The sequence below is a fragment of the Arthrobacter ipis genome (genome assembly GCF_014694315.1).
Lineage (GTDB): Bacteria > Actinomycetota > Actinomycetes > Actinomycetales > Micrococcaceae > Arthrobacter > Arthrobacter ipis.
This window is the reverse complement of record NZ_JAAOXD010000003.1, coordinates 725,144-747,643: the sequence shown is the minus strand read 5'-3', so window position 1 is coordinate 747,643 and position 22,500 is coordinate 725,144. Positions and strand designations below refer to the sequence as shown.

Genomic DNA, 22,500 nt, shown 5'->3' with positions numbered 1-22,500 from the left:
TGGTCTGTGAAGTCCTGGATCTCCCGCCCCGTGCCTGTCCTGCCGGGGAAAATGCCCGCGCTCCGACTGTTCGACACAACCGCGCAGCGCGCTGTAACCCTGAATGCCGATGGCGAAAAGTCGATGTATGTCTGCGGGATCACCCCGTATGACGCCACCCATATGGGACACGCCGCCAGCTACGTAGCGTTCGACCTGCTGAACCGTGCGTGGCGCGACGGCGGCCAGCAGGTTGCGTACGTCCAGAACGTCACCGACGTCGATGACCCGCTGCTGGAACGTGCCAACGCTACCGGCGTTGACTGGCGCGAGCTGGCGGAGAGCCAAATCCAACTTTTCCGCACTGACATGGAGGCCCTCAACGTCATCGCCCCCGATCACTACGTGGGCGCCGTCGAAGCCATGCCGCTGATCGTCCCGGCGATTGAACGGCTCCTGCGCCAGGGCCTGGCCTACCGCGTTAACGGCACCCCGGGTGAGCCCGACGGCGATGTCTACTACGACGTCGAGGCAGCCGGCAAGCACGCCGTCGGAGTGGACGCCTGGACCCTCGGAGCCGTCTCGGGACTGCCGGAAGCCGAAATGCTGGAACTGTTCGCCGAACGGGGCGGCGACCCCGGCAGGGCCGGCAAGCGCCAGGCCCTCGACCCGCTGCTGTGGCGCGTGGCCCGCAACGGCGAGCCCAGCTGGCCCGGCGGTGAACTGGGGGAGGGCCGGCCCGGCTGGCACATTGAATGCACCGTCATCGCCCAGAAGTACCTGCCCGCGCCCTTCACCGTGCAGGGTGGCGGCTCGGACCTGGTTTTCCCGCACCACGAGATGGGCGCCGGGCACGCGTACTCGCTCTCCGGTGTCCCGCTCGCCGAGCACTTCGCCCACGCGGGCATGGTGGGACTGGACGGCGAAAAGATGTCCAAGTCCAAGGGCAACCTGGTCCTGGTCTCCAAGCTGCGCGCGGCGGGTGAAGAACCCGCGGCCATCCGCCTGGCCATCCTGGCGCACCACTACCGGTCCGACTGGTCCTGGACGGCGGAAGGCTTCGAGGAGGCCAAGGCACGCCTGGAACGGTGGCGCTCCGCACTCGCAGCGGCGCCGGCCGGAACCGCCACGGGACTGATCGGGCAGATGCGCGACGCCCTGGCCGATGACCTGGACGCGCCCGCAGCCCTTGCCGCCGTGGACAAGTGGGCAGACGCCGCCGTCAACAGTAGTGGCGTTAACAACACGGACAGCGCGTCTGAAGCAGACCAGGCCCTGGTGCGCGACGCCGTCAACGCTCTTCTCGGCGTCGAACTCTAAAGCCCGTTTCGACGGTTCCCCGCCCACTCGACGTTCCGCAACGTCTAGCCGGCAGGGAACCGTCGAAACGGCGGAGCACCCGGTGTACGAACCCCTAAGGCTTGTCCTTGCCCCGCCGCTTCAGGTAGCGCTCAAACTCCCGCGCAATGGATTCGCCGCTGGCCTCGGGCAGGTCGGCGGTGTCCTTCGCTTCCTCCAGCTGCCGCACATAGGCGGCAATTTCGGGATCCTCGGTGGCCAGCTCGTTGACGCCGCGCTCCCACGCCTCGGCCTCCTCAGCCAGCTCGTGCGTGTCCAGCGGAACCTGGAGCAGCTCCTCGATGCGGTGCAGGAGCGCCAGCTGCGCCTTGGGTGACGGAGCCTGCGCAACGTAATGCGGCACCGCCGCCCAGAGGGAGACCGTGGGAATGCCGGCAAGCAGGGATACCTCGGATAGCACGCCGACGATCCCCACGGGTCCCTCATACTGCGAGGCTTCGAGATTCAGCCGTTCCCGCAGCACGCTGTCGTCAGTGGATGTGCTGACCGGGATGGGACGGCTGTGCGGCACGTCCGCCAGCAGCGCACCGACGAGGACCACGTAATCCACATGAAGCGCCTCGGCGTGGACAAGCAGCTCCGCTGTATATGCACGCCACTTATAGGACGGTTCGGTGCCCTGGATGAAAATCACATCCACGTTGGTGCCGGGGGCGCTGGCCTTGTAGATCCGCGTGGACGGCCACTTGATCTTGCGTTCTCCGGAGGCCGTCCGGCGGACCGTAGGCCTGGTGAACTGGAAGTCGTAGTACTCGTCGGCATCTATGGAGGCGACTTTCTTCCCGCCCCACAGTTTGTTGAGGTAACGGAGCGCATCGCTGGCGGCTTCCCCCGCGTCATTCCAGCCCTCGAACGCAGCCAGCATCACAGTAATACGCTGGCCCTCAGGAACAGGCTGCAGCAGCTGCTCCGTCTCAGGCGCTGTGCCCGGTTCGTTGGTGTCTCCGTCGAAGCTATTCATCCCTTCACCCTACGTCCACAAGCGTTGCTGTTGCATAGAACGAACCGCCGCAGATCAGGACAAACCCTCGTCCCTGCTGATCATCCCTGCGGGTGCGGCGCGGATATTCGCCGACGGCGTACGGCCGGGGCCCGCGGCAGGGCGCCGCCGGGCGGCCCGGTACAGTGGAAAGCATGGAATCTGCCGCCACTCAGCCCTCGCTCAAAGCCGTTTTATGGGACATGGACGGCACCATCGTTGACACGGAACCGTACTGGATCGAAGCCGAACACAACCTTGTCGAGTCGTACGGGGGGACATGGTCGCACGAACAGGCCATGCAGCTCGTAGGGCAATCACTGGTCCACTCGGCCGGCATCCTCCAGCGGGCCGGCGTGCGCCTGGAAATCCGCGAGATCATCGATACGCTGACGGGCCAGGTCATCAGCCGCGTCCGGGAGAACGTGCCGTGGCGCCCGGGGGCCCGGGAACTGCTGGATGAACTTTTCACCGCCGGCGTGCGTTGTGCCCTTGTGACCATGTCAGAGGCACCGCTGGCCCGCGAGATTGTGGCGAGCCTTCCCCGGCCCTACTTCGAGTTCCTCGTTACCGGTGACACGGTAACGAAGGGCAAGCCGCACCCGGAGGCATACCTCAAGGCTGTGGACCTGCTGAAGCAGCAGGACCCTGAGCTCACCGTCGACCACTGCGTGGCGCTGGAGGACTCCGCCCCGGGCGCCGCGGCGGCCGTGGCTTCGGGTGCCGTGACCGTGGCCATTCCGCACCTCGTGCCGCTGCCGGACGACGCCCGCAGGACCACATGGGATACCCTCGCGGACCGCACCGTGGCCGAACTCGAGGAGCTGGTCAAGCTCCGCCTCGGCGCGCGCGAACCGGCGGCAACCTTCGAAAACGTCAACTAAGGAGCCCGGAACGTGTCTGATCCCGCGGGATCCGGTCAGCAGAACCCGAACCAGCCGCCGCCCACCAACGCGCAGACCAAGAACAGCCGCCGCGAGGGCATCCCGCTCGGCAGGATCGCCGGCATACCCATCGTGCTGGCCTACTCGTGGTTCATCATCGCCGCCTTCACGGTGATTGCGTACGGGCCGGTGCTGCAGCATGGCACCCCTTCTTTGGGCATCGGGGCGTACTACGTGGCATTTGCCTACGCGGTCCTGCTTCTGCTGTCGGTGCTCGTCCATGAGCTCGCGCATGCACTGACGGCCAAGATCTACGGCTGGCCCAGCGAGAAAATCGTACTCAATCTCTGGGGCGGCCACACCCAGTTTGAAAGCTTCACCGCCACACCCGGACGGTCCGTGCTGGTGGCCATGGCCGGGCCCGCCGCCAACTTCGTGCTGGCCGGGGCGGCCTGGCTGGTGATCTCCTCGGGCGGCTTGTCCGGCGTAGCGGACACCCTCCTGAACATCTTCTTCTGGGCGAACCTCGTGATCGGCATCTTCAACGTGCTGCCCGGGCTGCCGCTGGACGGCGGCCGCCTGGTGGAATCCGCTGTCTGGAAGGCCACCGGCAGCCACGCCAAAGGCACCATCGCGGCGGGCTGGGGCGGGCGCATCATCGTCATCGCCCTGGGCCTGTGGTTCATCGTCCGGCCACTGCTCAGCGGAGGCGTCCCGGACACCAGCATGCTGCTCATTACCGTCCTGGTCGGCGGTTTCCTCTGGATGGGCGCATCAGCGTCCATCCAGCAGGGGCGCCTGCGCAGCCGGCTCCACCTGGTGAGCGCCGCCGCACTGGCCGAACCCGCCGTCGGGCTTTCCGACGCGGGGAGCGTCAGCGACGTCCTCCGGGTATCAGCAGGCGGACCGACCGCCGTCGTGCTCTGCGATCCTGACGGCAGGCCCAGTGGCGTGGTTGACCCCACGGCCCTGGCTGCGGTACCCGCCGCCGTGGCGGGCACCACCCCCGCCGGAGCGGTGGCGTACCCGCTCGGTGCCGGCGCGTATGTGCCGGAATGGTCCAAGGGCCAGGAGCTGCTCCAGTACCTGGCACAGCTCGAGGGACACGACTACGCGGTGGTTGACCACAACGGCCGGGTCACCGGCCTGCTGCGGCAGTCCACCGTGGTGACCGCCATAACAGGCAAGGCCCCCCGCTAAAACACGCGCCGGCAGGGCCAGAACCGGTAGAGTTACGTGCCGGTCGTGAAATCGGCAGCGGGTGCACGGCGCCCTGCCGGACCGCCACGGTGCACGCCAAGACAGCTTTCACAGGAGCGAGGACACAGTCATGAGCAGCGAATCTGCCGCCAACGCAACCAGCACGGGCCTTTCCTCCGGCACTGCAGCCGGGATGGTGGACCAGCCGGTGGGCGCTGCCCGGCGGCGCGGCCCCTTCCGCGAAGGCGAACGGGTCCAGCTGACGGACGAGCGTGGGCGCATGAACACTATCAGCCTCGAGGCCGGCGGAGCCTTCCACACCCACCGCGGCTTCCTGAACCACGATGACATCATCGGCAAGGTGGACGGTTCGGTGGTGGTCAACAACGTCGGCCAGCAGTACCAGACGCTCCGCCCGCTGCTGTCCGACTTCGTCCTGTCCATGCCCCGCGGCGCCGCCGTGGTCTACCCGAAGGACGCCGGCCAGATCGTCACCATGGCTGACATCTTCCCCGGCGCCCGCGTGGTGGAGGCCGGTGTGGGCTCGGGCGCCCTCTCCATCTCGCTGCTCCGTGCGGTGGGGGACCAGGGCTACCTGCACTCCTTCGAACGGCGCGAGGAATTCGCCGCCATTGCCCGCGGCAACGTGGAAACCATCTTCGGCGGCCCGCACCCGGCCTGGCAGATCTCCCTCGGAGACTTCCAGGAGGAAGTGGTCCGTGCCGAAGAGCCCGGCTCCATCGACCGCGTGGTCCTCGACATGCTGGCGCCCTGGGAATGCCTCGACGCCGTGGCCACCGTCCTGGCCCCCGGCGGCGTCTGGATCAACTACGTCGCCACCGTCACCCAGCTCTCCCGCACGGCCGAAGCCATCCGCGCCGACGGCCGCTTCACCGAACCGGACGCCTGGGAATCAATGGTCCGCGGCTGGCACCTCGAAGGCCTCGCCGTGCGCCCCGACCACCGCATGGTCGCCCACACAGGCTTCCTGCTGGTCACCCGGCGGCTCGCCGACGGCGTCACCGGCATCTCCGTTAAGCGGCGGCCGTCCAAGACCGAGTTCAACGAAGAGGACGTCAACGCCTGGACACCGGGCGCCGTGGGGGAACGCGCGGTCTCGGACAAAAAGCTGCGCCGGGCGGCGCGGGACGCGATCGCCGGCACGAACGTGAAGGACGACCCGGAGATCACAAACTAGTCCGTATTTCGGATGTCGTCGGCTCTACCAGCCAACTTGGGGCTATCGTCTTAAGAAGAGCGCAGGAAGGGGCTGATGCATCATGGAGACGCCAAACAAGGACTCCGTGCCTACGCCGGCTGAACAGGCTGGCGCCAACGAACTGTCTGTCGCGGACCGGCAGGTCAATATCCTCAGGGACAAACTGAGGCATATCGACCGCCAGCTGGCAGCTGCCACGCAGAACAACACCAAGCTCGTGGCAATGCTGGAAACTGCCAAGGCCGAAATACTCCGGCTGAAGAACGCCCTGGACCAGGAGGGGCAGCCGCCGTACAGCTTCGGCACCGTCCTCCAGCTGAACCCGCGGCGGCAGGCTGCCGGCAGCGGCCAGGCGGCCACCGAGGAATCGGTGGACATCTTCAACGCCGGACGCAAAATGCGGGTTGGCATCAGCCCCCTGGTCAACATCAACCAGCTGGCCGTGGGCCAGGAGGTCCTCCTCAACGAGGCGCTCCTGGTGGTGGCGGGCCTCGGCTACGAGCGCGCGGGCGAGCTGGTCACGCTCAAGGAACTGCTCGGTCCGGACCGCGCACTGGTGCTGGGCCGTGCCGACGAGGAGCGCGTCATCAGGCTCTCCGGCCCGCTCCTGAGCGAAAAGCTGCGGGTGGGTGACGCCCTCTCCATCGATTCGCGCACCGGGTATGCCCTCGAGAAGGTCCCGCGGTCCGAAGTTGAGAACCTCGTCCTGGAGGAAGTCCCGGACATCACCTACGAGGACATCGGCGGCCTCGGCCCGCAGATCGAACAGATCCGCGACGCCATCGAGCTGCCGTTCCTGCATCCGGACCTGTACCGCGAGCACGGCCTGAAGGCTCCCAAGGGCATCCTGCTCTACGGCCCTCCGGGCTGCGGCAAGACCCTCATCGCCAAGGCGGTGGCCAACTCCCTGGCCGCGCGGGCCGCGGAACGCTCGGGCAATATCGACTTGAAGAGCTACTTCCTCAATATCAAGGGACCCGAACTCCTCGACAAGTACGTCGGCGAGACCGAACGCCACATCCGGCTGATCTTCTCGCGGGCCCGCGAAAAGGCCTCGGACGGCAGCCCCGTTGTGGTCTTCTTCGACGAGATGGATTCGCTCTTCCGCACCCGCGGCACGGGCATCTCCTCCGACGTCGAAACTACGATTGTGCCCCAGTTGCTGAGTGAGATCGACGGCGTGGAGCGGCTGGACAACGTGATTGTCATCGGCGCGTCCAACCGTGAAGACATGATCGACCCCGCCATCCTGCGCCCCGGCCGCCTGGACGTGAAGGTCAAGATCCAGCGTCCTGACGCCGAGGCCGCGGCGGACATCTTCAGGAAGTACATCACCACGGACCTGCCGTTCCACGAGGATGACCTGGTGGAGCACGACGGCGATGTCCAGGAGACTGTCGACGCCATGGTCCAGCGCACCGTGGAGTCGATGTACTCGACGGAGAAATCCAACGAGTTCCTGGAAGTCACCTACGCCAACGGCGACACCGAGATGCTGTACTTCAAGGACTTCAACTCCGGGGCCGTGGTCCAGAATGTCGTGGACCGTGCCAAGAAGTACGCCATCAAGGACCTCCTGACCACACAGCAGAAGGGCCTGCGCATCGACCACCTGCTGCGCGCCGTCGTCGATGAGTTCCGCGAGCACGAGGACATGCCCAACACCACCAACCCGGATGACTGGGCACGCATCTCCGGCAAGAAGGGTGAGCGCATCACCTACATCCGCACCATCGTGCAGGGCAAGGCCGGCCAGGAGCCCGGCAAATCCATCGAGACCATGCCCAGCACGGGCCAGTACCTGTGACGGCCGGCTCCGACCCAGTGCTGGGAGGTGGCCTGCCGGCTGGCGGCGCCATGCGGGTCATGGGTTCGGAAACCGAGTACGGTATTCACGCGCCGTCCGCTCCGGGGGCCAACGCCACCATGATGTCCGCCCGGGTGGTCCAGGCATACGCCCAGGTCACCCGGCTCCGGGCCGCGGGCGGCGCCGAGACCCGCTGGGACTACACGGACGAGGAGCCGCTGCACGACGCCCGCGGCTGGACGCTCGAGCGCGGACAGGCCCACCCGAGCCAGCTGACGGACCAGCCGCCTGTGCTGGACGCCGAGGCGGTGGCGCTTGCCTACGGCCGTGACGAGCTTGAGCTGGACGGCGAGGACGAATCGGGCTCGCTGCTGATGAACATGGTGCTCGGCAACGGGGCACGGCTCTACGTGGACCACGCCCATCCCGAGTACTCCAGCCCGGAGGTCACCAACCCCGCGGCTGCAGTGGCCTGGGACGCGGCCGGGGACCTCGTGGGCCTGGCCGCGGTGCGCAGGCTGGCCAGCGACACGGAACTGCCCGCCGTCAACCTCTACAAGAACAACACCGACAACAAGTCCGTGTCCTACGGCTCCCACGAAAACTACCTGATGCCGCGGTCGGTCCCGTTCGGCGACATAGTCCGCGGGCTGACCCCGTTTTTCGTGTCGAGGCAGATCATCTGCGGTTCGGGGCGGGTGGGCCGGGGCCAGGACAGTTCCCGGTCCGGTTATCAGATCAGCCAGCGGGCGGATTTCTTCGAGGCGGAGGTGGGACTCGAAACCACTATCCGGCGTCCCATCATCAATACCCGCGACGAGCCGCATGCAACGGCGGACAAGTACCGCCGGCTGCACGTCATCATCGGCGACGCGAACCTGAGCCAGGTGTCCAACTACCTGAAGTTCGGCACCACCGCCATGGTGCTGAGCCTGATCGAGGCGGGCCTCGCGCCGCGGATCGAGGTGCACGAGCCGGTGGCCGCGCTGCAGGCCATCAGCCACGACACCACCCTGACCGCCAAGGTCAGGCTGCAGGACGGCCGCCGGGTGACAGCGCTGGATCTGCAGTGGATGTACCACGAGGCCGCCGCCAAGCTGGCACAGGACACAGGAGTCTCGGACGCCGTGGACGGCGACGGCCACACGAACGCCGTGCTGGAGCGGTGGGCCACCACCCTGACGCAGCTGGACAGCGACCGGCCCGCCGCCGCCACGTCGGTGGAGTGGCTGGCCAAGCTGTCCATCCTGGAGGGCTACCGCCAGCGCGACGGGCTCCAGTGGGATGACGCCCGGCTGGGCCTGGTCGATCTGCAGTGGGCTGACCTCCGGCCCGAAAAAGGGCTCTACTACCGCATGCTCTCCCGGAACCGGATGCAGCGGATCGTGGACGACGCCGACATCGCCGCCGCGGTGACGGAACCGCCGTCGGACACCCGGGCGTACTTCCGGGGACGCTGCGTCAGCAGCTTCAGTAAGGACGTGGTGGGGGCCAGTTGGGACTCGGTGATCTTCGACGTACCGGGTTACGGAAGGCTCCAGCGCGTGCCCACCCGGGAGCCGCTGCGCGGCACGAAAGCGCTGACAGGAGGGCTGTTTGCCCGGCACCGCGAGGCGGGGTCGTTCCTTGCGGAACTCCTCGGAACGGCACCGGCTCCGCCACCGGCATAATGCACCCCGCAACGGCCCTTTGCGTGGCAATATGGGCATACAGGATGTCCCTCCGGAGTGGGGGACTGGATGAAGGAGAAGGACATGGCAGGCCAGGAGCAGCAGCAGCCGCAGCCACGCGACACCGAGGTCGAGGAAGAGGTCCCCGTACCGCCGGCGCCCGCAGAAGGACAGGCATCCGCCTCGACGCAGGGCGTTGACGATCTCCTCGACGAGATCGACGGCGTCCTGGAGTCCAACGCGGAGGAATTCGTCCGGGCATTCGTGCAAAAGGGCGGCCAGTAAACCGGCAGCCACGCCACCCGCACGGGGCACGGAAGCCACAGCTGCCGGACAGCCGCTGAATTTTGACGTTGAAGGAGTGCACCAGTGCAGGAGACAACAGCCAACAAGGTAGCCGCCCACGCGACGTCGTCGTTCACTGAGCATCTCCAACGAGACCGTCCGGAACTGCTTCCCCAATACACACCATTCACTGCGGGCACGTCCGCCGGGCAGCCGCTAGCCGTGCCCCACGCCACCACCATCGTGGCCATGACCTATGCCGGCGGCATCGTCATGGCCGGCGACCGCCGCGCCACCATGGGCAACATCATCGCCAGCCGGCACATCGAGAAGGTCTTCCCCGCCGACCAGTATTCAGTCCTCGGCATCGCCGGCACGGCAGGCATCGCAATCGACCTGACACGCCTGTTCCAGGTGGAACTCGAGCACTACGAGAAGATCGAAGGCACCCTGCTGAGTTTGGACGGCAAGGCGAACCGGCTCGGCGCCATGATCCGCGGCAACCTGCCAATGGCGCTGCAGGGTCTCGCAGTGGTCCCGCTGTTCGCGGGCTTCGACACCGCCGCCGGGGTTGGCCGGCTCTTCTCCTATGACGTGACCGGCGGCCGCTATGAGGAACAGGAACACCACGCTGTGGGCTCCGGATCAATGTTTGCCCGCGGCGCACTAAAGAAGCTTTGGCGGCCCAACCTGCCCGAGGACGAAGCCATCTCCGTCGCCGTGGAGTCCCTCTACGATGCCGCCGACGACGACTCCGCCACCGGCGGCCCCGACCCCGTGCGGCAACTGTGGCCGGTGGTGTATGCCGTCAACCGGGCCGGCGCCCGGCGGGTCTCGGAGCGCGAGCTCGCCGCCATGGCCGGAAACATCATCGAGTCACGGGCAGCTGCCCGGAGGGAGGCCTGATATGACACAGCAGTTCTATGTCTCTCCCGAACAGCTGATGAAGGACCGTGCGGATTTCGCACGGAAAGGCATCGCCCGCGGACGGTCCGTGATCGTGGTCAGCTGCGAGGACGGCATTGCCTTGGTGGCCGAGAACCCGTCACCCTCGCTGCACAAGATCGGCGAGATCTACGACAAGATCGCCTTCGCCGCGGTAGGCAAGTACAACGAGTTTGAGAGCCTCCGCCAGGCCGGGGTGCGCTATGCCGACGTCCGCGGCTATTCCTACGACCGCGATGACGTCACGGCCAGGGGGCTGGCCAGCGTCTACGCCCAGAGCCTGGGTGCCGTCTTCACCGCGGAACAGAAGCCGTTCGAGGTGGAACTGGCCGTGGCAGAGGTAGGAGCCAGCCAGGACCTCGACCACCTCTACCGCCTCACGTTTGACGGCTCGATCGCGGACGAGCACAACTTCATTGTGATGGGCGGCCAGGCGGACAAGGTGTCCGGGGCGATCGAGGGCGGCTGGCAGCGCGACCTTTCGTTCGCCGCAGCGATTCGGCTCGCCGTCAGGGGACTCGTGACGGACAACGAGGCACCCGACCTGCCGGCCAAGGCCTTGGAAGTGGCGGTGCTGGACCGCGGTTCGGAAAGCAACAGGGGGACGCGCAGGGCTTTCCGCAGATTGTCCGACCAGGACGTTGTGGAACTGCTGGCTGAGGAGAGCTGACATGGACAAGAGGATCTTCGGCATTGAAACCGAATTCGGGATTTCCTACTCGAGCCCGGATTCCCGGCCCCTCGCACCGGAGGAAGTGGCCCGCTACCTGTTCCGCAAGGTGGTCAGCTGGGGCCGGTCCTCCAACGTGTTCCTCACCAACGGGTCCCGGCTCTACCTCGACGTGGGCTCGCATCCTGAATACGCCACCGCCGAATGTGACGACCTCGCCCAACTAATCGCCCATGACCGCGCCGGGGAGCTCATCCTGGACGACCTCGTGGACGAGGCCCAGTCCAGGCTCGCCGCCGAGGGCTTCAACGGGACGGTGTACCTGTTTAAGAACAACACCGATTCCGCAGGCAACTCCTACGGGAGCCACGAGAACTACCTCATTCCGCGTCGCGGCGAGTTCACCCGGCTGGCCGAGATCCTGATCCCCTTCCTGGTGACGCGCCAGCTTATTGCCGGTGCCGGCAAGATCCTGAAGACGCCGCACGGGGCCACCTACGCGTTTTCGCAGCGGGCAGACCACATCTGGGAGGGCGTGTCCTCCGCCACCACCCGTTCCCGGCCCATCATCAACACCCGTGACGAGCCGCATGCGGATGCCGAGTTCTACCGGCGCCTGCACGTGATCGTCGGGGACTCCAACATGTCCGAGACCACGGCGCTGCTCAAGGTGGGCACCGTCGACCTCATTCTGCGGATGATCGAGGCCGGTGTGATCATGCGGGACATGCGGATGGAAAACCCCATCCGCAGCATCCGGGAGATCTCCCATGACCTGAGCGGCCGGGCTTTGGTCCGGCTCGCCAACGGCCGCCAGCTCACCGCGCTTGAAATTCAGCAGGAGTACCTGACCAAGGTCACCGCATTCGTCGAGGAGAACGGCGCCCACAACGCGCATGTGCCACTGATTTTGGACCTGTGGGGACGGACGCTGCGCGCGATCGAGAGCGGCGACACCAGCACCATTGACACCGAAATCGACTGGGCCATCAAGAAGAAGCTCATGGACAGTTACCGCAGGCGCCACGGCCTGGGCTTGGACGCCCCCAGGATCGCGCAGCTGGACCTCACTTATCACGACATCTCCCGTTCCCGCGGCCTGTACTACCTGCTCCAGTCCCGCGACGCCGTTCGCCGGGTGACCGAGGAGACCGCCATCAAGGACGCAGTGGACGCCCCGCCGCAGACCACCCGGGCCAAGTTGCGTGGCGATTTCGTCCGCAAGGCGCAGGAACTGGGCCGGGACTACACCGTGGACTGGGTCCACCTGAAGCTCAACGACCGCGCGCACCAGACCATTTTGTGCAAGGACCCGTTCCGGAGCGTTGACGAGCGGGTTGATGCGCTTCTGGACTCTATGGGCTGATACCCAGCTTTCCGCGTTACTCTGGAAGAGGCCGTTCTGCGGTCCTGACTGCCTTGCCGTGTGCGGCACCTCCACCGGCAGGGCATCCACCTTGCCCCGACGAAAGTTCTTACGTGCGCCGACTACTAGCAATCCTTCTTCCCGCACTGCTCCTGCTGACCGCCTGCGGTGGCCAGGAGCCAGCAGCCCCGGAACCGACCAGCCAGTCCGCGGGTGACACCGCCAAGTTCGACTCGCTCAAGCTGACTGACAACGGTGACAAGAAAGCCCCCAAGGTCGAGTTCACCAAGCCGCTGGAGGTTACCGAACCCACCGTCAAGGTTGTCACGGAAGGCGGCGGGGACCGCGTCAAGGCCAACCAGATTGCCGAGATTTCCGTCCTTGCCCTCAACGCCAAGGACGGTTCCACGCTGGACGACGGCTTCCCCAGGGAGCCTCAGTCCATCGAACTGACCGATGAAGTCAAGACGAGCAGCCCTGTTATCTACAACGCATTTGTCGGGGCGAAGGTCGGCTCTCAACTCGCCCTCGCCGCCCCCGCGCAGGCCGCCTCACAGGGTGCCGCCGCCCAGCCGGCCCAGCTTCTGATCATCAAGGTAATCTCGGCGAAGGATGCCCCGAAGGTCCTGGAGAAGCCTGAAGGCGATCCGGTCACCCCGCCGGCGGGCCTTCCGACCGTCACCGAGAAGGACGGCATCCCGGAGATCTCGGTCAAGGGAGTGGCCGCCCCCAAGAAGCTCATCGCCCAGGACCTGATCAGGGGCAAGGGCGCCGCCGTAAAGGCCACGGACACCCTGACGGTCAACTACGTGTTGTACTCGATGAAAGACAAAAAGCAGCTTGAATCGTCCTTCGAATCGGGAAAACCGCTGGAGCAGCCCTTGAGCGGACTGATCGAAGGCTGGAAGCAAGGGCTTGTGGGCAAGACAGTGGGTTCAAGGGTGCTGCTCGTCGTTCCAGCCAAACTTGCCTATGGTGACGCCAAAGGCGACCTCGTGTTCGTCGTCGATGTCCTCCGCGCCAAGTAAGCAACCCAAACACCCCACCATCAGAAGGAGCAACCATGTCATTTGGCCAGCGCAAAATCGACCGCGAAAAGCCGGAAATCGACTTTCCTGAAGGCCCGGTGCCCACGGAACTCGTCATCACGGACATCATTGAGGGCGACGGCCCCGAGGCCAAGGCCGGCGACACCGTGTCCACGCACTACGTCGGCGTGGCCTGGTCCACCGGCGAAGAGTTCGACGCATCCTGGGGCCGCGGCGCCCCGCTCGACTTCCGCGTCGGCGTCGGCCAGGTCATCCAGGGCTGGGACCAGGGGCTGCTCGGCATGAAGGTCGGCGGACGCCGCCGCCTTGAGATCCCCTCGGAGCTGGCTTACGGCTCACGCGGTGCCGGCGGAGCCATCGGCCCGAACGAGGCTCTGATCTTCGTCGTGGACCTGATGGGCGTCCGCTAGTCCCCACCGGCTCCCTGCCCTCGCAGGCTCGGGCTGGGGCCCTCGCCGGCGTGGGCCCATCCACCCGCCCCCTGCGGGCTTCCGCCGACGCGCGGTAACTGCGCAAGCGCGGTAACAATCGGAAGGATTTTCCGGATTGTTGCCGCGCTTTCGCGTTTTTGCCGGAGGGGCTTTAGTAACGTAACGAGAGTGTCCGCCCAACGTACTGAACGCCTGCTGAACCTCCTGATCGCCCTGCTGAACTCGCGGTATGGTCTCCGGCGCAGTGAGCTGCGGGAGAAAATCTATGCCGGCGGCGCGGCCAGCGACGCCGCCTTTGGCCGCATGTTCGAACGCGACAAGAACGACCTGCGCGACTTCGGCTTCGACGTCGAGACGGTCACGGACCTCGGCTGGAGTTCGGACGATCCCGGCACCACGCGATACCGGATCGGCAAGGAGTCCAACCGCCTGCCGGATGTGGAACTCACCCCGGACGAATGGGCGGTCCTGCTGCTGGCTTCGCAGCTGTGGGAGCAGGCGGCGCTGGGCACGGCGGCGGGCAACGCCCTGCGCAAGCTCCAGGCAGCAGGCGGCCTGGCCGACGTCGAACTTCCGGCCGGCGTGCAGCCGCGCATCAAGCCGGCGGGCCAGGCGTTTGAAGACCTTGTGGCCGCCATGCACGCCCAGCACGCCGTCCGCTTCCTCTACCTGGCCGGCAGCACGGGCCGGGAAGAGGAGCGCGTCGTTGAACCCTGGGGCCTGGGCAGCCGCTTCGGCCAGTGGTACCTCGTCGGCTTCGACCGGGGCCGCGGCGCCAAGCGCTTCTACCGGCTGTCGCGCTTCACGTCCGCCGTCACAATTCTGGAGCGGGAGGCCTTCACACCGCCCGCCGGCTTCAACGTGCGTGCCGAGCTGAACAGCCTTCCGGAGCTTCCGGTCAGGGCCGCCGTCGTGGACGTCCGCAGCGGCAAGCTTTTGGGGCTGCGCAAGCGGGCCGCCGACCCCACCGCGGACCGGGACGCCTCCCAGGATAAGGAGGCCGACGCCGGGTGGGACCGTCTGTCCGTCCCCTACCGTGACGCTGAGGTGCTCGGCGAGGAGCTGGCCTCCTACGGGCCGAACGTCAGGGTGGTGGGCCCCCCGGAACTGTCCGCCGCCGTGCAGCGCCGCCTGGCGAATGCCGCCGCCTTCATCGACACTCCGGTGCCCCCTTATTCGTTCGCGCATGCCGGGTCGGCAAAACGGACCCGCAAGCGCACGTCGGAAGACCAGCTCAAGCGGATGCTGCAGCTGGTCCCGTTCCTGGTCCGCAACCAGGGCCTGCCCATCGAGGAGGTCGCCGACCGGTTCGGGGTGACCCGCCAGGAACTGGAGAGCGATCTGCTGATTCTGATCTGTTCCGGCCTGCCGCAGGGATACCCGGACGAGCTGCTGGACATCCAGTGGGAGGAGGGGCACGTTTTCATCAGTCAGTCCATGGAGCTGAACCGGCCGGTCCGCTTCACCGTGGACGAGGCCTGCGCGCTGCTCACGGGCCTCGAGACCCTGAACGGCCTGCCGGAGCTGGCCGAAGGAAGCGCCCTGGAATCGGTGACGCTCAAGCTGATGGCGGCCGCGGGGGAGGAGGGGCTTCGTGCCGCTGCCCTCTCCGGGCCGGAGGTGGGACCCGGCAACTCGGCCAACCTCGAGGTTATCCGGGACGCGATTGAATCAGGGTCCCAATTGCACCTCGTCTACCTTTCCGCGCAGAAGGACACCCTGTCGGAGCGGGACGTGGATCCGCTCCGGCTCTACTCCATGGACAACACCTGGTACTTCGAGGCCTACTGCCATTCGGCGGCCGGCCTGCGGAATTTCCGGCTGGACCGGATCGAGGACCTCACTCCCACCGGAAAGCCGGTCTCGTCCGGGATGAAGCCCGACGGCGGGTTCCCGGCAAAGCTGTTCACCCCCAACGACGACGACACCCTGGTCACCGTGCAGCTCACCGCCCGCGGTGCCGGGCTCGCGGACGATTACTATGCCGAGCGGACAGCGCCGCTGCCGGACGGCGGCCTGGTGGCCGAGATCCGGTTCGGCAACACGGCATGGCTGCCCATGTTTGTGGCCCAGCACGGCGGCACGGCACGGATCCTGGAACCTGAGGCCCTTGCCCGCGCCTCGCGGGACTGGATCGGGGCGGCCCTGGCCCAGTACAAGGACTAGCCAGTACAAGGGCTGGCCTGTCCGGCAGTTAGACTACTCAGCATGCCTTGGTGGTCCTGGATCCTTATTTGGGTGGCGCTTGTGTCACTGTCGCTGCTGTTCTTCGTGCTCATGGGCGTCCGCCTGTTCCGCCAGTTCATGGCAACGGTCAAGGAGCTCGGCGAAGCGGGCGACAAACTCACCAGCCTTCCGGTGGCAGCGTCCGCGGGCGCCGCCGGCCCGGTGGCCCCGGACGTCGCCGGGGTTTCGCCCGGAATGGCGCCTTTTGCCTCGCCGCACCAGGTGCAGCATGATTACCATGCGTCCAAAGAGGCGCGCAGGGAGGCCCGGCGCCAGCGCCGGGTCCGCCGGAAGACCGAACGGGGCCAGCCCCAGTCGCTGCGCGACATCGAATTCAGATAAACGTAGGATGTAGCTAAACGAAAGGAACACCCACATGAGGCTTGAAGGCTGGCATCTCATCATCATCATCGTCCTGGCTTTGGTGCTCTTCGCTGCACCGAAACTTCCCGGCATGGCCCGGAGCCTCGGCCAGTCGATGCGCATTTTCAAGTCGGAAGTCCGCGAAATGAAGAAGGACGGTGCCCCTGAAGCCAAGGACGGCTCGGATCCCGTCGAAGGCACCGTCGTCAACCACCCGCGTTCCGCCGCGACGGACAACCGTCCCGCAGACGGGAACGACGTTCCGCCGCCCAACCGCGCCTAGGATTTCGTGGCACTGACCATGAGTCGTCAATCCAACCCTGAGGGACGGATGGCTCTGCTGGACCATCTGCGCGAACTCAGGAACAGGCTGTTCAAGTCCGCCATCGCCGTTGTGCTCGCCACGGTGGCCGGATTCCTGGTGTACCAGCCGATGCTCGCGGCCCTGATCAAACCGATCAAGGACCTCAACAACAGCGCGGGCCGGCAGGCGTCCCTCAACTTCGACGGCGTGGCGAGCTCCTTCGACCTCATGATCCAGGTCTCCGTCTTCCTGGGCGTCCTTCTGGCCAGCCCGGTCTGGCTGTACCAGCTGTGGGCGTTCATCGTCCCCGGCCTGCACAAGAAGGAACGCCGGCTGGCGCTGTCCTTCGTGGCGGCTGCGGTACCGCTCTTTATCGGCGGCGTGACGATGGCGTGGCTTGTCCTGCCCAATGCCGTAAGGGTCCTTACCGACTTCACGCCCTCCGGCGGTTCAAATTACATCAGCGCGCAGGTCTACCTGTCCTTCGTGCTGCGGCTGCTGCTCGCCTTTGGCATAGCTTTCCTGCTCCCGGTTGTACTGGTTGGGCTGAACCTCGCCGGTATCCTCCGCGGGGAGCAGCTCCTGAAGAGCTGGCGCATTACGGTGTTCCTCGTTTGCCTGTTTGCGGCAATGGCGGCCCCCGGCGGCGACGCGATGAGCATGTTCTATCTTGCCGGTCCCATGCTCGTGCTCTTCTTCGTGGCCATCGGGTTGTGTGTCCTGAACGACCGCCGTCGCGCGCGCCGGGCGGAGAAGCGGGCCGCTGAGACAGAGGCCACAGCCGATGTCGGGACTCCGAGCAGTGAGCTGAAGAATCTCTAGGCGCACCACCGCTAGGCTTGAGGAATGTCCACCACCACTCCGTCGCCCTCCGAACGGTACCGCGCCAGCGCCGAACGGGCCGCGGAAGCGAAGACCCACCTGGGCGCGTTTTCCCGCACACTGAGCTTTGAACTGGACGACTTCCAGCGGCAGGCGTGCAAGTCCCTCCAGGAAGGCCGCGGGGTACTTGTCGCTGCGCCCACCGGTGCCGGCAAGACCATCGTGGGCGAGTTCGCCGTCTACCTGGCACTCCAGCGCGGGCTGAAGGCCTTTTATACAACGCCCATCAAGGCGCTCAGCAACCAGAAATTCACTGAGCTGACGGAAAAATACGGCGAGGCGAACGTCGGACTCCTGACCGGCGACACCAGCATCAACGGCGACGCACCGGTGGTGGTCATGACCACCGAGGTCCTCCGCAACATGCTGTACGCCGACTCCGACACCCTGTTCGACCTGGGCTTTGTGGTCATGGACGAGGTCCACTACCTGGCCGACCGCTTCCGCGGGGCAGTCTGGGAGGAAGTGATCATCCACTTGCCCAGCGAGGTGCAGGTGGCCTCCCTTAGCGCCACAGTGTCCAACGCGGAGGAGTTCGGCGCCTGGCTGGACACCGTCCGCGGTGACACCGACGTGATCGTCTCCGAGCACCGTCCCGTGCCGCTCTGGCAGCACGTCATGGTGGGCCGGGACATTGTGGATCTTTTCGCGGGCGAGACCACCTTCGACGAAATCGCGCCCGCCGGCAGCACTGCGGCGGCGGCTGCCCTGCCGCTGGCGCCGACAACTGCCGACGCCGGACAGCGCGGTTTCGAGGTCAACCCGGAGCTGCTGACCCTGTCGAGGGCCGAAAGCCAGCTCAACTTCCAGGGCCGCTTCGGCCACGGCGGCCGGAGCCAGCGGCGGCAGCAGCGCCAGCGCTATGGTGACAAGCCCCAGCAGGAGACCCGGAGCGCCGTGCGGCGGGCCAGCCGGCCGCAGGTCATCGCCAGCCTTGACCGGCAGGACCTGCTGCCCGCCATCACCTTCATCTTTTCCCGGGCCGGCTGCGACGCCGCCGTCGCCCAGTGCGTAGCCTCCGGGCTGTGGCTCACCACGGAGCGGGAGCAGGGCATCATCGCCCAGCGGGTGGACGAGGCCGGCCAGGACATTCCGACCGACGACCTTGAAGTGCTCGGCTTCTGGAGCTGGCGCGAGGGGCTCCTGCGCGGCATCGCGGCCCACCACGCCGGCATGCTTCCCACGTTCAAGGAAGTGGTTGAGAAACTTTTTGCGGACGGCCTCGTGAAGGCGGTTTTTGCGACCGAGACACTGGCCCTCGGGGTCAATATGCCGGCCCGGTCCGTGGTGCTGGAGAAGCTGGACAAGTTCAACGGCGAAGCCCACGTGGACATCACGGCGGGGGAGTACACCCAGCTCACCGGCCGGGCTGGCCGGCGCGGGATCGACGTCGAAGGCCATGCCGTGGTCCTGTGGCAGCCGGGCACAGACCCAGCTGCCGTGGCCGGCCTTGCCTCCCGCCGGACGTATCCGCTGAATTCCAGCTTCCAGCCCACGTACAACATGAGCATCAATCTCCTGGCCCAGTTCGGCCGGCCGCGGGCCAGGGAGATCCTGGAGTCCTCCTTCGCCCAGTTCCAGGCTGACCGCTCGGTGGTCGGGCTGGCCCGGCAGGTCCGCAGCCGTGAGGAATCGCTGGCCGGCTACGCCAAGTCGATGACGTGCCATTTGGGCGACTTCACCGAATACGCGCGGCTGCGGCGGGAACTTTCCGACGCCGAGAATTTCACTTCGCGGAGCAAGACGAGGGCGCGCAAGTCCCTCAACGAGGATTCCCTGAGCCGGCTCCTGCCGGGTGATGTTGTGGATGTCCCGGCCGGCAGGGCCCCCGGTTTTGCCGTGGTGCTGAGTTCGGACCACAGCTCCCGCGAGCCCAGGCCCGCGATCCTGACGCTGGAAAGCCAGCTGCGCCGGATCGGCGTCGATGACCTTGAGGGGCCCATTGCGCCACTGACCCGGGTCAGGATCCCCAAGTCCTTCAACGCCAAGGTTCCGAAGTCGCGGCGGGACTTGGCCTCGTCCGTCCGGAACGCGCTGCGGGAGAACCGGCCGCCGGCCCGGGGAAGCAGCCGCAACACCGATTTCGGGCTGGGTTCTGCCATGCAGAACCAGGAAAAGAAGATCGCTGATCTGCGGCGTGCCCTGCGCGCCCACCCGTGCCACGGTTGCAGCGAACGCGAGGACCACGCCAGGTGGTCCGAACGCTGGTGGAAGCTGCGCAAGGAAACCGACGGCCTGGTCCGCCAGATCCAGGGTCGCACCAACACCATCGCCAAGACGTTTGACCGGGTCTGCGATGTCCTGTCGGCCTACGGCTACCTCGAGTCCACCGAGGACGGGCAGCACCGCATCAGCACTGACGGCCAGCGGCTCCGCCGGATCTACGGCGAGAAGGACCTGCTCATCTCCCAGGCACTGCGGCAGGGCGCGTTCGATGACCTCGACGCCGTGGAGGTGGCTGCCTTCGCCAGCGTGCTGGTGTACCAGGCCAAGCGCGAGGACCGCGGCCTGCGCCCGCGCATGCCCAGCGTCTCACTCGAGTCGGCGGTGGATATCGTGGTTCGTGAGTGGTCTGCACTCGAGGACGTGGAGGAACAGAACAAGCTGCCGCTCACCGGCGAGCCCGAACTTGGACTGTTCTGGCCCATGTACAAGTGGGCCCGCGGCCGGCATCTGCAGGAGGTACTCAGCGGCACCGACCTGGCCGCGGGCGACTTCGTCCGGTGGGTGAAGCAGGTGATCGACCTCCTCGACCAGCTTGCCAAGATTCCCGGGCTGGACCCCCGGCTGGCCCGGCTCTGCGCCGAGGCCATCAAGCTGATCAGGCGGGGCGTCGTCGCCTACTCCACGGTGGGCTGACGGCCCGACCTCCGTACTGAACACCCCCGCACCGAACACCAAGATTGCACACCCCAAGGAGCGCCCCCATGGCCGATGCCCCCGCCCACCCGCAGGAGGGAACCGGACCGTCAAAGGTCACGCTGTACCGCAACGGTTCCGTCTACACCGCGTCTGATCCCTTCGCCACGGCCATGCTCGTGGACGGCGACACCATCGCGTGGGTCGGTTCGGAGCAGGCCGCTGCTTCCATCGCAGACAGCTCCATGGAGATTATCGATCTGCGCGGCGCCCTCGTCGCCCCGGGTTTTGTCGATTCCCACGCCCACCTGACGGAGACAGGCATCGCCCTGGACTCACTGCAGCTGGGCGGTGTCCGGTCCGCCCGCGAACTGCTGGACGCCGTCGCGGCCTCGGGCGGCAACGGTGCAGTGCTGGGGCACGGCTGGGATGAGTCCCTCTGGGACAACCCCACGCTCCCGGATGCCGGAGAACTGGAGCGGGCCGCCGCTGGCCGTCCGGTATATCTTTCCCGCGTTGATGTGCACTCGGCCCTCGTCTCGCCGTCACTCGTGGCCAGTGCCGGGCTGGCGGGGCTGGACGGCTACGCGCCCGGCGGTCACGTCAAGCGCCAGGCCCACAGTGCTGCCCGGCAGGCTACCCGCCGCCTGTCATCCGCTGCGCTTCAGGAATACCAGCGGCGTGCGCTGGACGAGGCTGCGGCCAACGGATATGTGGCGCTGGCCGAGATGGGTGCACCAAAGATCAGCAGCATTGACGACCTGCGGCTGGCGGACGGATGGAATGGCGCGGCGGGCTCCCGTCCGGCGCCGGAGGTGCTCCCGTACTGGGGGCAACTGACGTCGACGGCGGCCGACGCTGAGGCGCTGCTTGCCGAGCTCGGCGTCCGGGTCCGCGGATTTGCCGGGGACCTGAACATCGACGGATCAATCGGCTCCCGCACGGCGTCCCTGCGGGAACCGTACGCCGACGCACCGGAGGAGAGCGGTACGGCCTACCTTTCCGTCGCTGAGGCGGCCGCGCATCTGGCGGCCTGTTCCGAGCTGGGAATCCAGGGCGGATTCCACGTCATTGGCGACGCCGGCCTCGATGCTGCCCTGCAGGCCCTCGAGGAGGCAGCCGCCGAGGTGGGGGAGCAGCAGGTCCGCGCCGCGGGGCACCGCTTCGAGCACGTCGAAATGGCCGACGCCGACGCCATCGCCCGTTTGGCGAAGTACTCCGTGACGGTCAGCACGCAGCCCGCCTTCGACGCCGCATGGGGCGGCCGGGGACGCCTCTATGAGCAGCGCCTCGGCACCCGCAGCCGGGGCATGAACCCGTTCGCCTCGTTCTACTCGGCGGGTGTCCCGATCTGCTTCGGCAGCGACACCCCGGTGACGCCGCTCCGTCCCTGGTCCAGCGTGCGGGCCTGCCTCGAACACCACGACGCCGACCAGCGGATCTCTGCCCGTGCAGCCTTCCTGGGCCACACACGGGCAGGCTGGCGCGCCGCCCGGTACGAAAACCCCATGGCCGGCCAGCTGGTACCGGGTGCACCCGCCACCTTCGCCGTCTGGGAAGTGGATGAGCTCATGGTCCAGGTGGCAGACGGCAGGGTCCAGTCCTGGAGCACGGATCCCCGTGCCCGCACGCCGCTGCTGCCGGCATTGGACACAGGCACGGATCCCCGGTGCCTGCAGACCGTGCGGAACGGGCTGGAGCTGTTCTCCGCAGGGGCCCTGCGCGCCTGACCAGCAGGCGGGCCTGACGTCGACATATTGCGCCATCCGTCCGCCATCTGACGACACATCATCCGTCGAGAAGTGCCACTGACCTGCGGCGATACATGAACTGGCAGGTCAGAGGGCTGTTGACACCCCCCAGCCAGTCCGTAGCATTGAGCTTCCGGGGCGGGTCCAAAGCGCAGCAGAAAACAGTTCCTCCATCCGCTTATCGCGGCATCAGCAACTGGCCCGTGGCGCGTGGACCCGCCCGTGGCGGAGTCGGCCCCGGCCACCCGTGCTGCTGATGAGCAAGCGCGAAC

19 protein-coding genes are annotated in these 22,500 nt (G+C 66.7%); 18 read left to right on the top strand and 1 reads right to left on the bottom strand.

The window, feature by feature from the left end; translation table 11 throughout:
* The first annotated feature begins 6 nt into the window (after positions 1-6).
* Positions 7-1,299, top strand: a complete 1,293-nt coding sequence (gene mshC / locus G9E11_RS10535) for a cysteine--1-D-myo-inosityl 2-amino-2-deoxy-alpha-D-glucopyranoside ligase (RefSeq protein WP_190605386.1) — start codon at positions 7-9, stop codon at positions 1,297-1,299.
* Between the two features lie 94 nt (positions 1,300-1,393).
* Here the strand turns inward: mshC and G9E11_RS10530 are convergent, their stop codons facing one another.
* A complete protein-coding gene (locus tag G9E11_RS10530) occupies positions 1,394-2,299 on the bottom strand; it encodes a PAC2 family protein (RefSeq protein WP_190605384.1) in 906 nt (301 codons plus the stop codon).
* Positions 2,300-2,472: 173 nt separating this feature from the next.
* Between G9E11_RS10530 and G9E11_RS10525 the strand changes: the two genes are divergently transcribed.
* From G9E11_RS10525 to G9E11_RS10445, 17 genes are all read left to right on the top strand, one after another.
* Positions 2,473-3,201: an HAD family hydrolase gene (locus tag G9E11_RS10525; protein WP_190605381.1), complete on the top strand. Its 729-nt coding sequence runs from the start codon at positions 2,473-2,475 to the stop codon at positions 3,199-3,201.
* Between the two features lie 12 nt (positions 3,202-3,213).
* Entirely contained in the window at positions 3,214-4,401 is a 1,188-nt protein-coding gene (locus G9E11_RS10520; RefSeq protein ID WP_414635187.1) for a site-2 protease family protein, read from the top strand.
* 130 nt (positions 4,402-4,531) lie between these two features.
* Positions 4,532-5,599 carry a tRNA (adenine-N1)-methyltransferase gene (locus tag G9E11_RS10515; protein WP_246468846.1) on the top strand — a complete coding sequence of 356 codons (1,068 nt, stop codon included), beginning with the start codon at positions 4,532-4,534 and terminating at the stop codon, positions 5,597-5,599.
* An 82-nt stretch (positions 5,600-5,681) separates the two neighbouring features.
* A complete protein-coding gene (arc, locus tag G9E11_RS10510) occupies positions 5,682-7,427 on the top strand; it encodes a proteasome ATPase (RefSeq protein WP_190605379.1) in 1,746 nt (581 codons plus the stop codon).
* A 50-nt stretch (positions 7,428-7,477) separates the two neighbouring features.
* Positions 7,478-9,097: a depupylase/deamidase Dop gene (gene dop, locus G9E11_RS10505; RefSeq protein WP_190605989.1), complete on the top strand. Its 1,620-nt coding sequence runs from the start codon at positions 7,478-7,480 to the stop codon at positions 9,095-9,097.
* A gap of 84 nt (positions 9,098-9,181) precedes the next feature.
* Positions 9,182-9,382, top strand: a complete 201-nt coding sequence (locus G9E11_RS10500) for a ubiquitin-like protein Pup (RefSeq protein WP_076802936.1) — start codon at positions 9,182-9,184, stop codon at positions 9,380-9,382.
* Positions 9,383-9,466: 84 nt separating this feature from the next.
* The gene (prcB, locus tag G9E11_RS10495) at positions 9,467-10,288 is read left to right on the top strand and encodes a proteasome subunit beta (protein ID WP_190605377.1); all 822 of its coding nucleotides are present in this window, start codon (positions 9,467-9,469) and stop codon (positions 10,286-10,288) included.
* A 1-nt stretch (position 10,289) separates the two neighbouring features.
* Positions 10,290-10,997: a proteasome subunit alpha gene (gene prcA, locus G9E11_RS10490; protein WP_190605376.1), complete on the top strand. Its 708-nt coding sequence runs from the start codon at positions 10,290-10,292 to the stop codon at positions 10,995-10,997.
* 1 nt (position 10,998) lies between these two features.
* The gene (pafA, locus tag G9E11_RS10485) at positions 10,999-12,363 is read left to right on the top strand and encodes a Pup--protein ligase (protein ID WP_190605374.1); all 1,365 of its coding nucleotides are present in this window, start codon (positions 10,999-11,001) and stop codon (positions 12,361-12,363) included.
* 113 nt (positions 12,364-12,476) lie between these two features.
* Positions 12,477-13,391 carry an FKBP-type peptidyl-prolyl cis-trans isomerase gene (locus G9E11_RS10480; protein ID WP_190605372.1) on the top strand — a complete coding sequence of 305 codons (915 nt, stop codon included), beginning with the start codon at positions 12,477-12,479 and terminating at the stop codon, positions 13,389-13,391.
* A 35-nt stretch (positions 13,392-13,426) separates the two neighbouring features.
* Entirely contained in the window at positions 13,427-13,822 is a 396-nt protein-coding gene (locus G9E11_RS10475) for an FKBP-type peptidyl-prolyl cis-trans isomerase (RefSeq protein ID WP_190605370.1), read from the top strand.
* Positions 13,823-14,011: 189 nt separating this feature from the next.
* Complete coding sequence (locus tag G9E11_RS10470; RefSeq protein WP_190605368.1) at positions 14,012-16,009, top strand: helix-turn-helix transcriptional regulator; 1,998 nt, start codon at positions 14,012-14,014, stop codon at positions 16,007-16,009.
* Positions 16,010-16,051: 42 nt separating this feature from the next.
* Positions 16,052-16,411 (top strand): hypothetical protein, encoded by a 360-nt coding sequence (locus G9E11_RS10465; protein ID WP_190605366.1) that lies wholly within the window; start codon positions 16,052-16,054, stop codon positions 16,409-16,411.
* Between the two features lie 34 nt (positions 16,412-16,445).
* Positions 16,446-16,715, top strand: coding sequence for a Sec-independent protein translocase subunit TatA (tatA, locus tag G9E11_RS10460; RefSeq protein WP_111904819.1), 270 nt, complete (start codon positions 16,446-16,448; stop codon positions 16,713-16,715).
* Between the two features lie 48 nt (positions 16,716-16,763).
* Entirely contained in the window at positions 16,764-17,558 is a 795-nt protein-coding gene (tatC, locus tag G9E11_RS10455; protein ID WP_190605987.1) for a twin-arginine translocase subunit TatC, read from the top strand.
* Positions 17,559-17,582: 24 nt separating this feature from the next.
* Complete coding sequence (locus G9E11_RS10450) at positions 17,583-20,477, top strand: DEAD/DEAH box helicase (protein ID WP_190605364.1); 2,895 nt, start codon at positions 17,583-17,585, stop codon at positions 20,475-20,477.
* 68 nt (positions 20,478-20,545) lie between these two features.
* Entirely contained in the window at positions 20,546-22,207 is a 1,662-nt protein-coding gene (locus G9E11_RS10445; protein ID WP_190605362.1) for an amidohydrolase, read from the top strand.
* The last annotated feature ends 293 nt before the right edge of the window (positions 22,208-22,500 follow it).

Coding starts and splice junctions, on each gene's coding strand:
- G9E11_RS10530 (WP_190605384.1), bottom strand. CDS start 2,299: ATGAATAGCTTCGACGGAGACACCAACGAACCGGGCACAGCGCCTGAG.
- G9E11_RS10525 (WP_190605381.1), top strand. CDS start 2,473: ATGGAATCTGCCGCCACTCAGCCCTCGCTCAAAGCCGTTTTATGGGAC.
- G9E11_RS10515 (WP_246468846.1), top strand. CDS start 4,532: ATGAGCAGCGAATCTGCCGCCAACGCAACCAGCACGGGCCTTTCCTCC.
- arc (WP_190605379.1), top strand. CDS start 5,682: ATGGAGACGCCAAACAAGGACTCCGTGCCTACGCCGGCTGAACAGGCT.
- dop (WP_190605989.1), top strand. CDS start 7,478: ATGCGGGTCATGGGTTCGGAAACCGAGTACGGTATTCACGCGCCGTCC.
- G9E11_RS10500 (WP_076802936.1), top strand. CDS start 9,182: ATGGCAGGCCAGGAGCAGCAGCAGCCGCAGCCACGCGACACCGAGGTC.
- prcA (WP_190605376.1), top strand. CDS start 10,290: ATGACACAGCAGTTCTATGTCTCTCCCGAACAGCTGATGAAGGACCGT.
- pafA (WP_190605374.1), top strand. CDS start 10,999: ATGGACAAGAGGATCTTCGGCATTGAAACCGAATTCGGGATTTCCTAC.
- G9E11_RS10475 (WP_190605370.1), top strand. CDS start 13,427: ATGTCATTTGGCCAGCGCAAAATCGACCGCGAAAAGCCGGAAATCGAC.
- G9E11_RS10465 (WP_190605366.1), top strand. CDS start 16,052: ATGCCTTGGTGGTCCTGGATCCTTATTTGGGTGGCGCTTGTGTCACTG.
- tatA (WP_111904819.1), top strand. CDS start 16,446: ATGAGGCTTGAAGGCTGGCATCTCATCATCATCATCGTCCTGGCTTTG.
- tatC (WP_190605987.1), top strand. CDS start 16,764: ATGGCTCTGCTGGACCATCTGCGCGAACTCAGGAACAGGCTGTTCAAG.
- G9E11_RS10450 (WP_190605364.1), top strand. CDS start 17,583: ATGTCCACCACCACTCCGTCGCCCTCCGAACGGTACCGCGCCAGCGCC.
- G9E11_RS10445 (WP_190605362.1), top strand. CDS start 20,546: ATGGCCGATGCCCCCGCCCACCCGCAGGAGGGAACCGGACCGTCAAAG.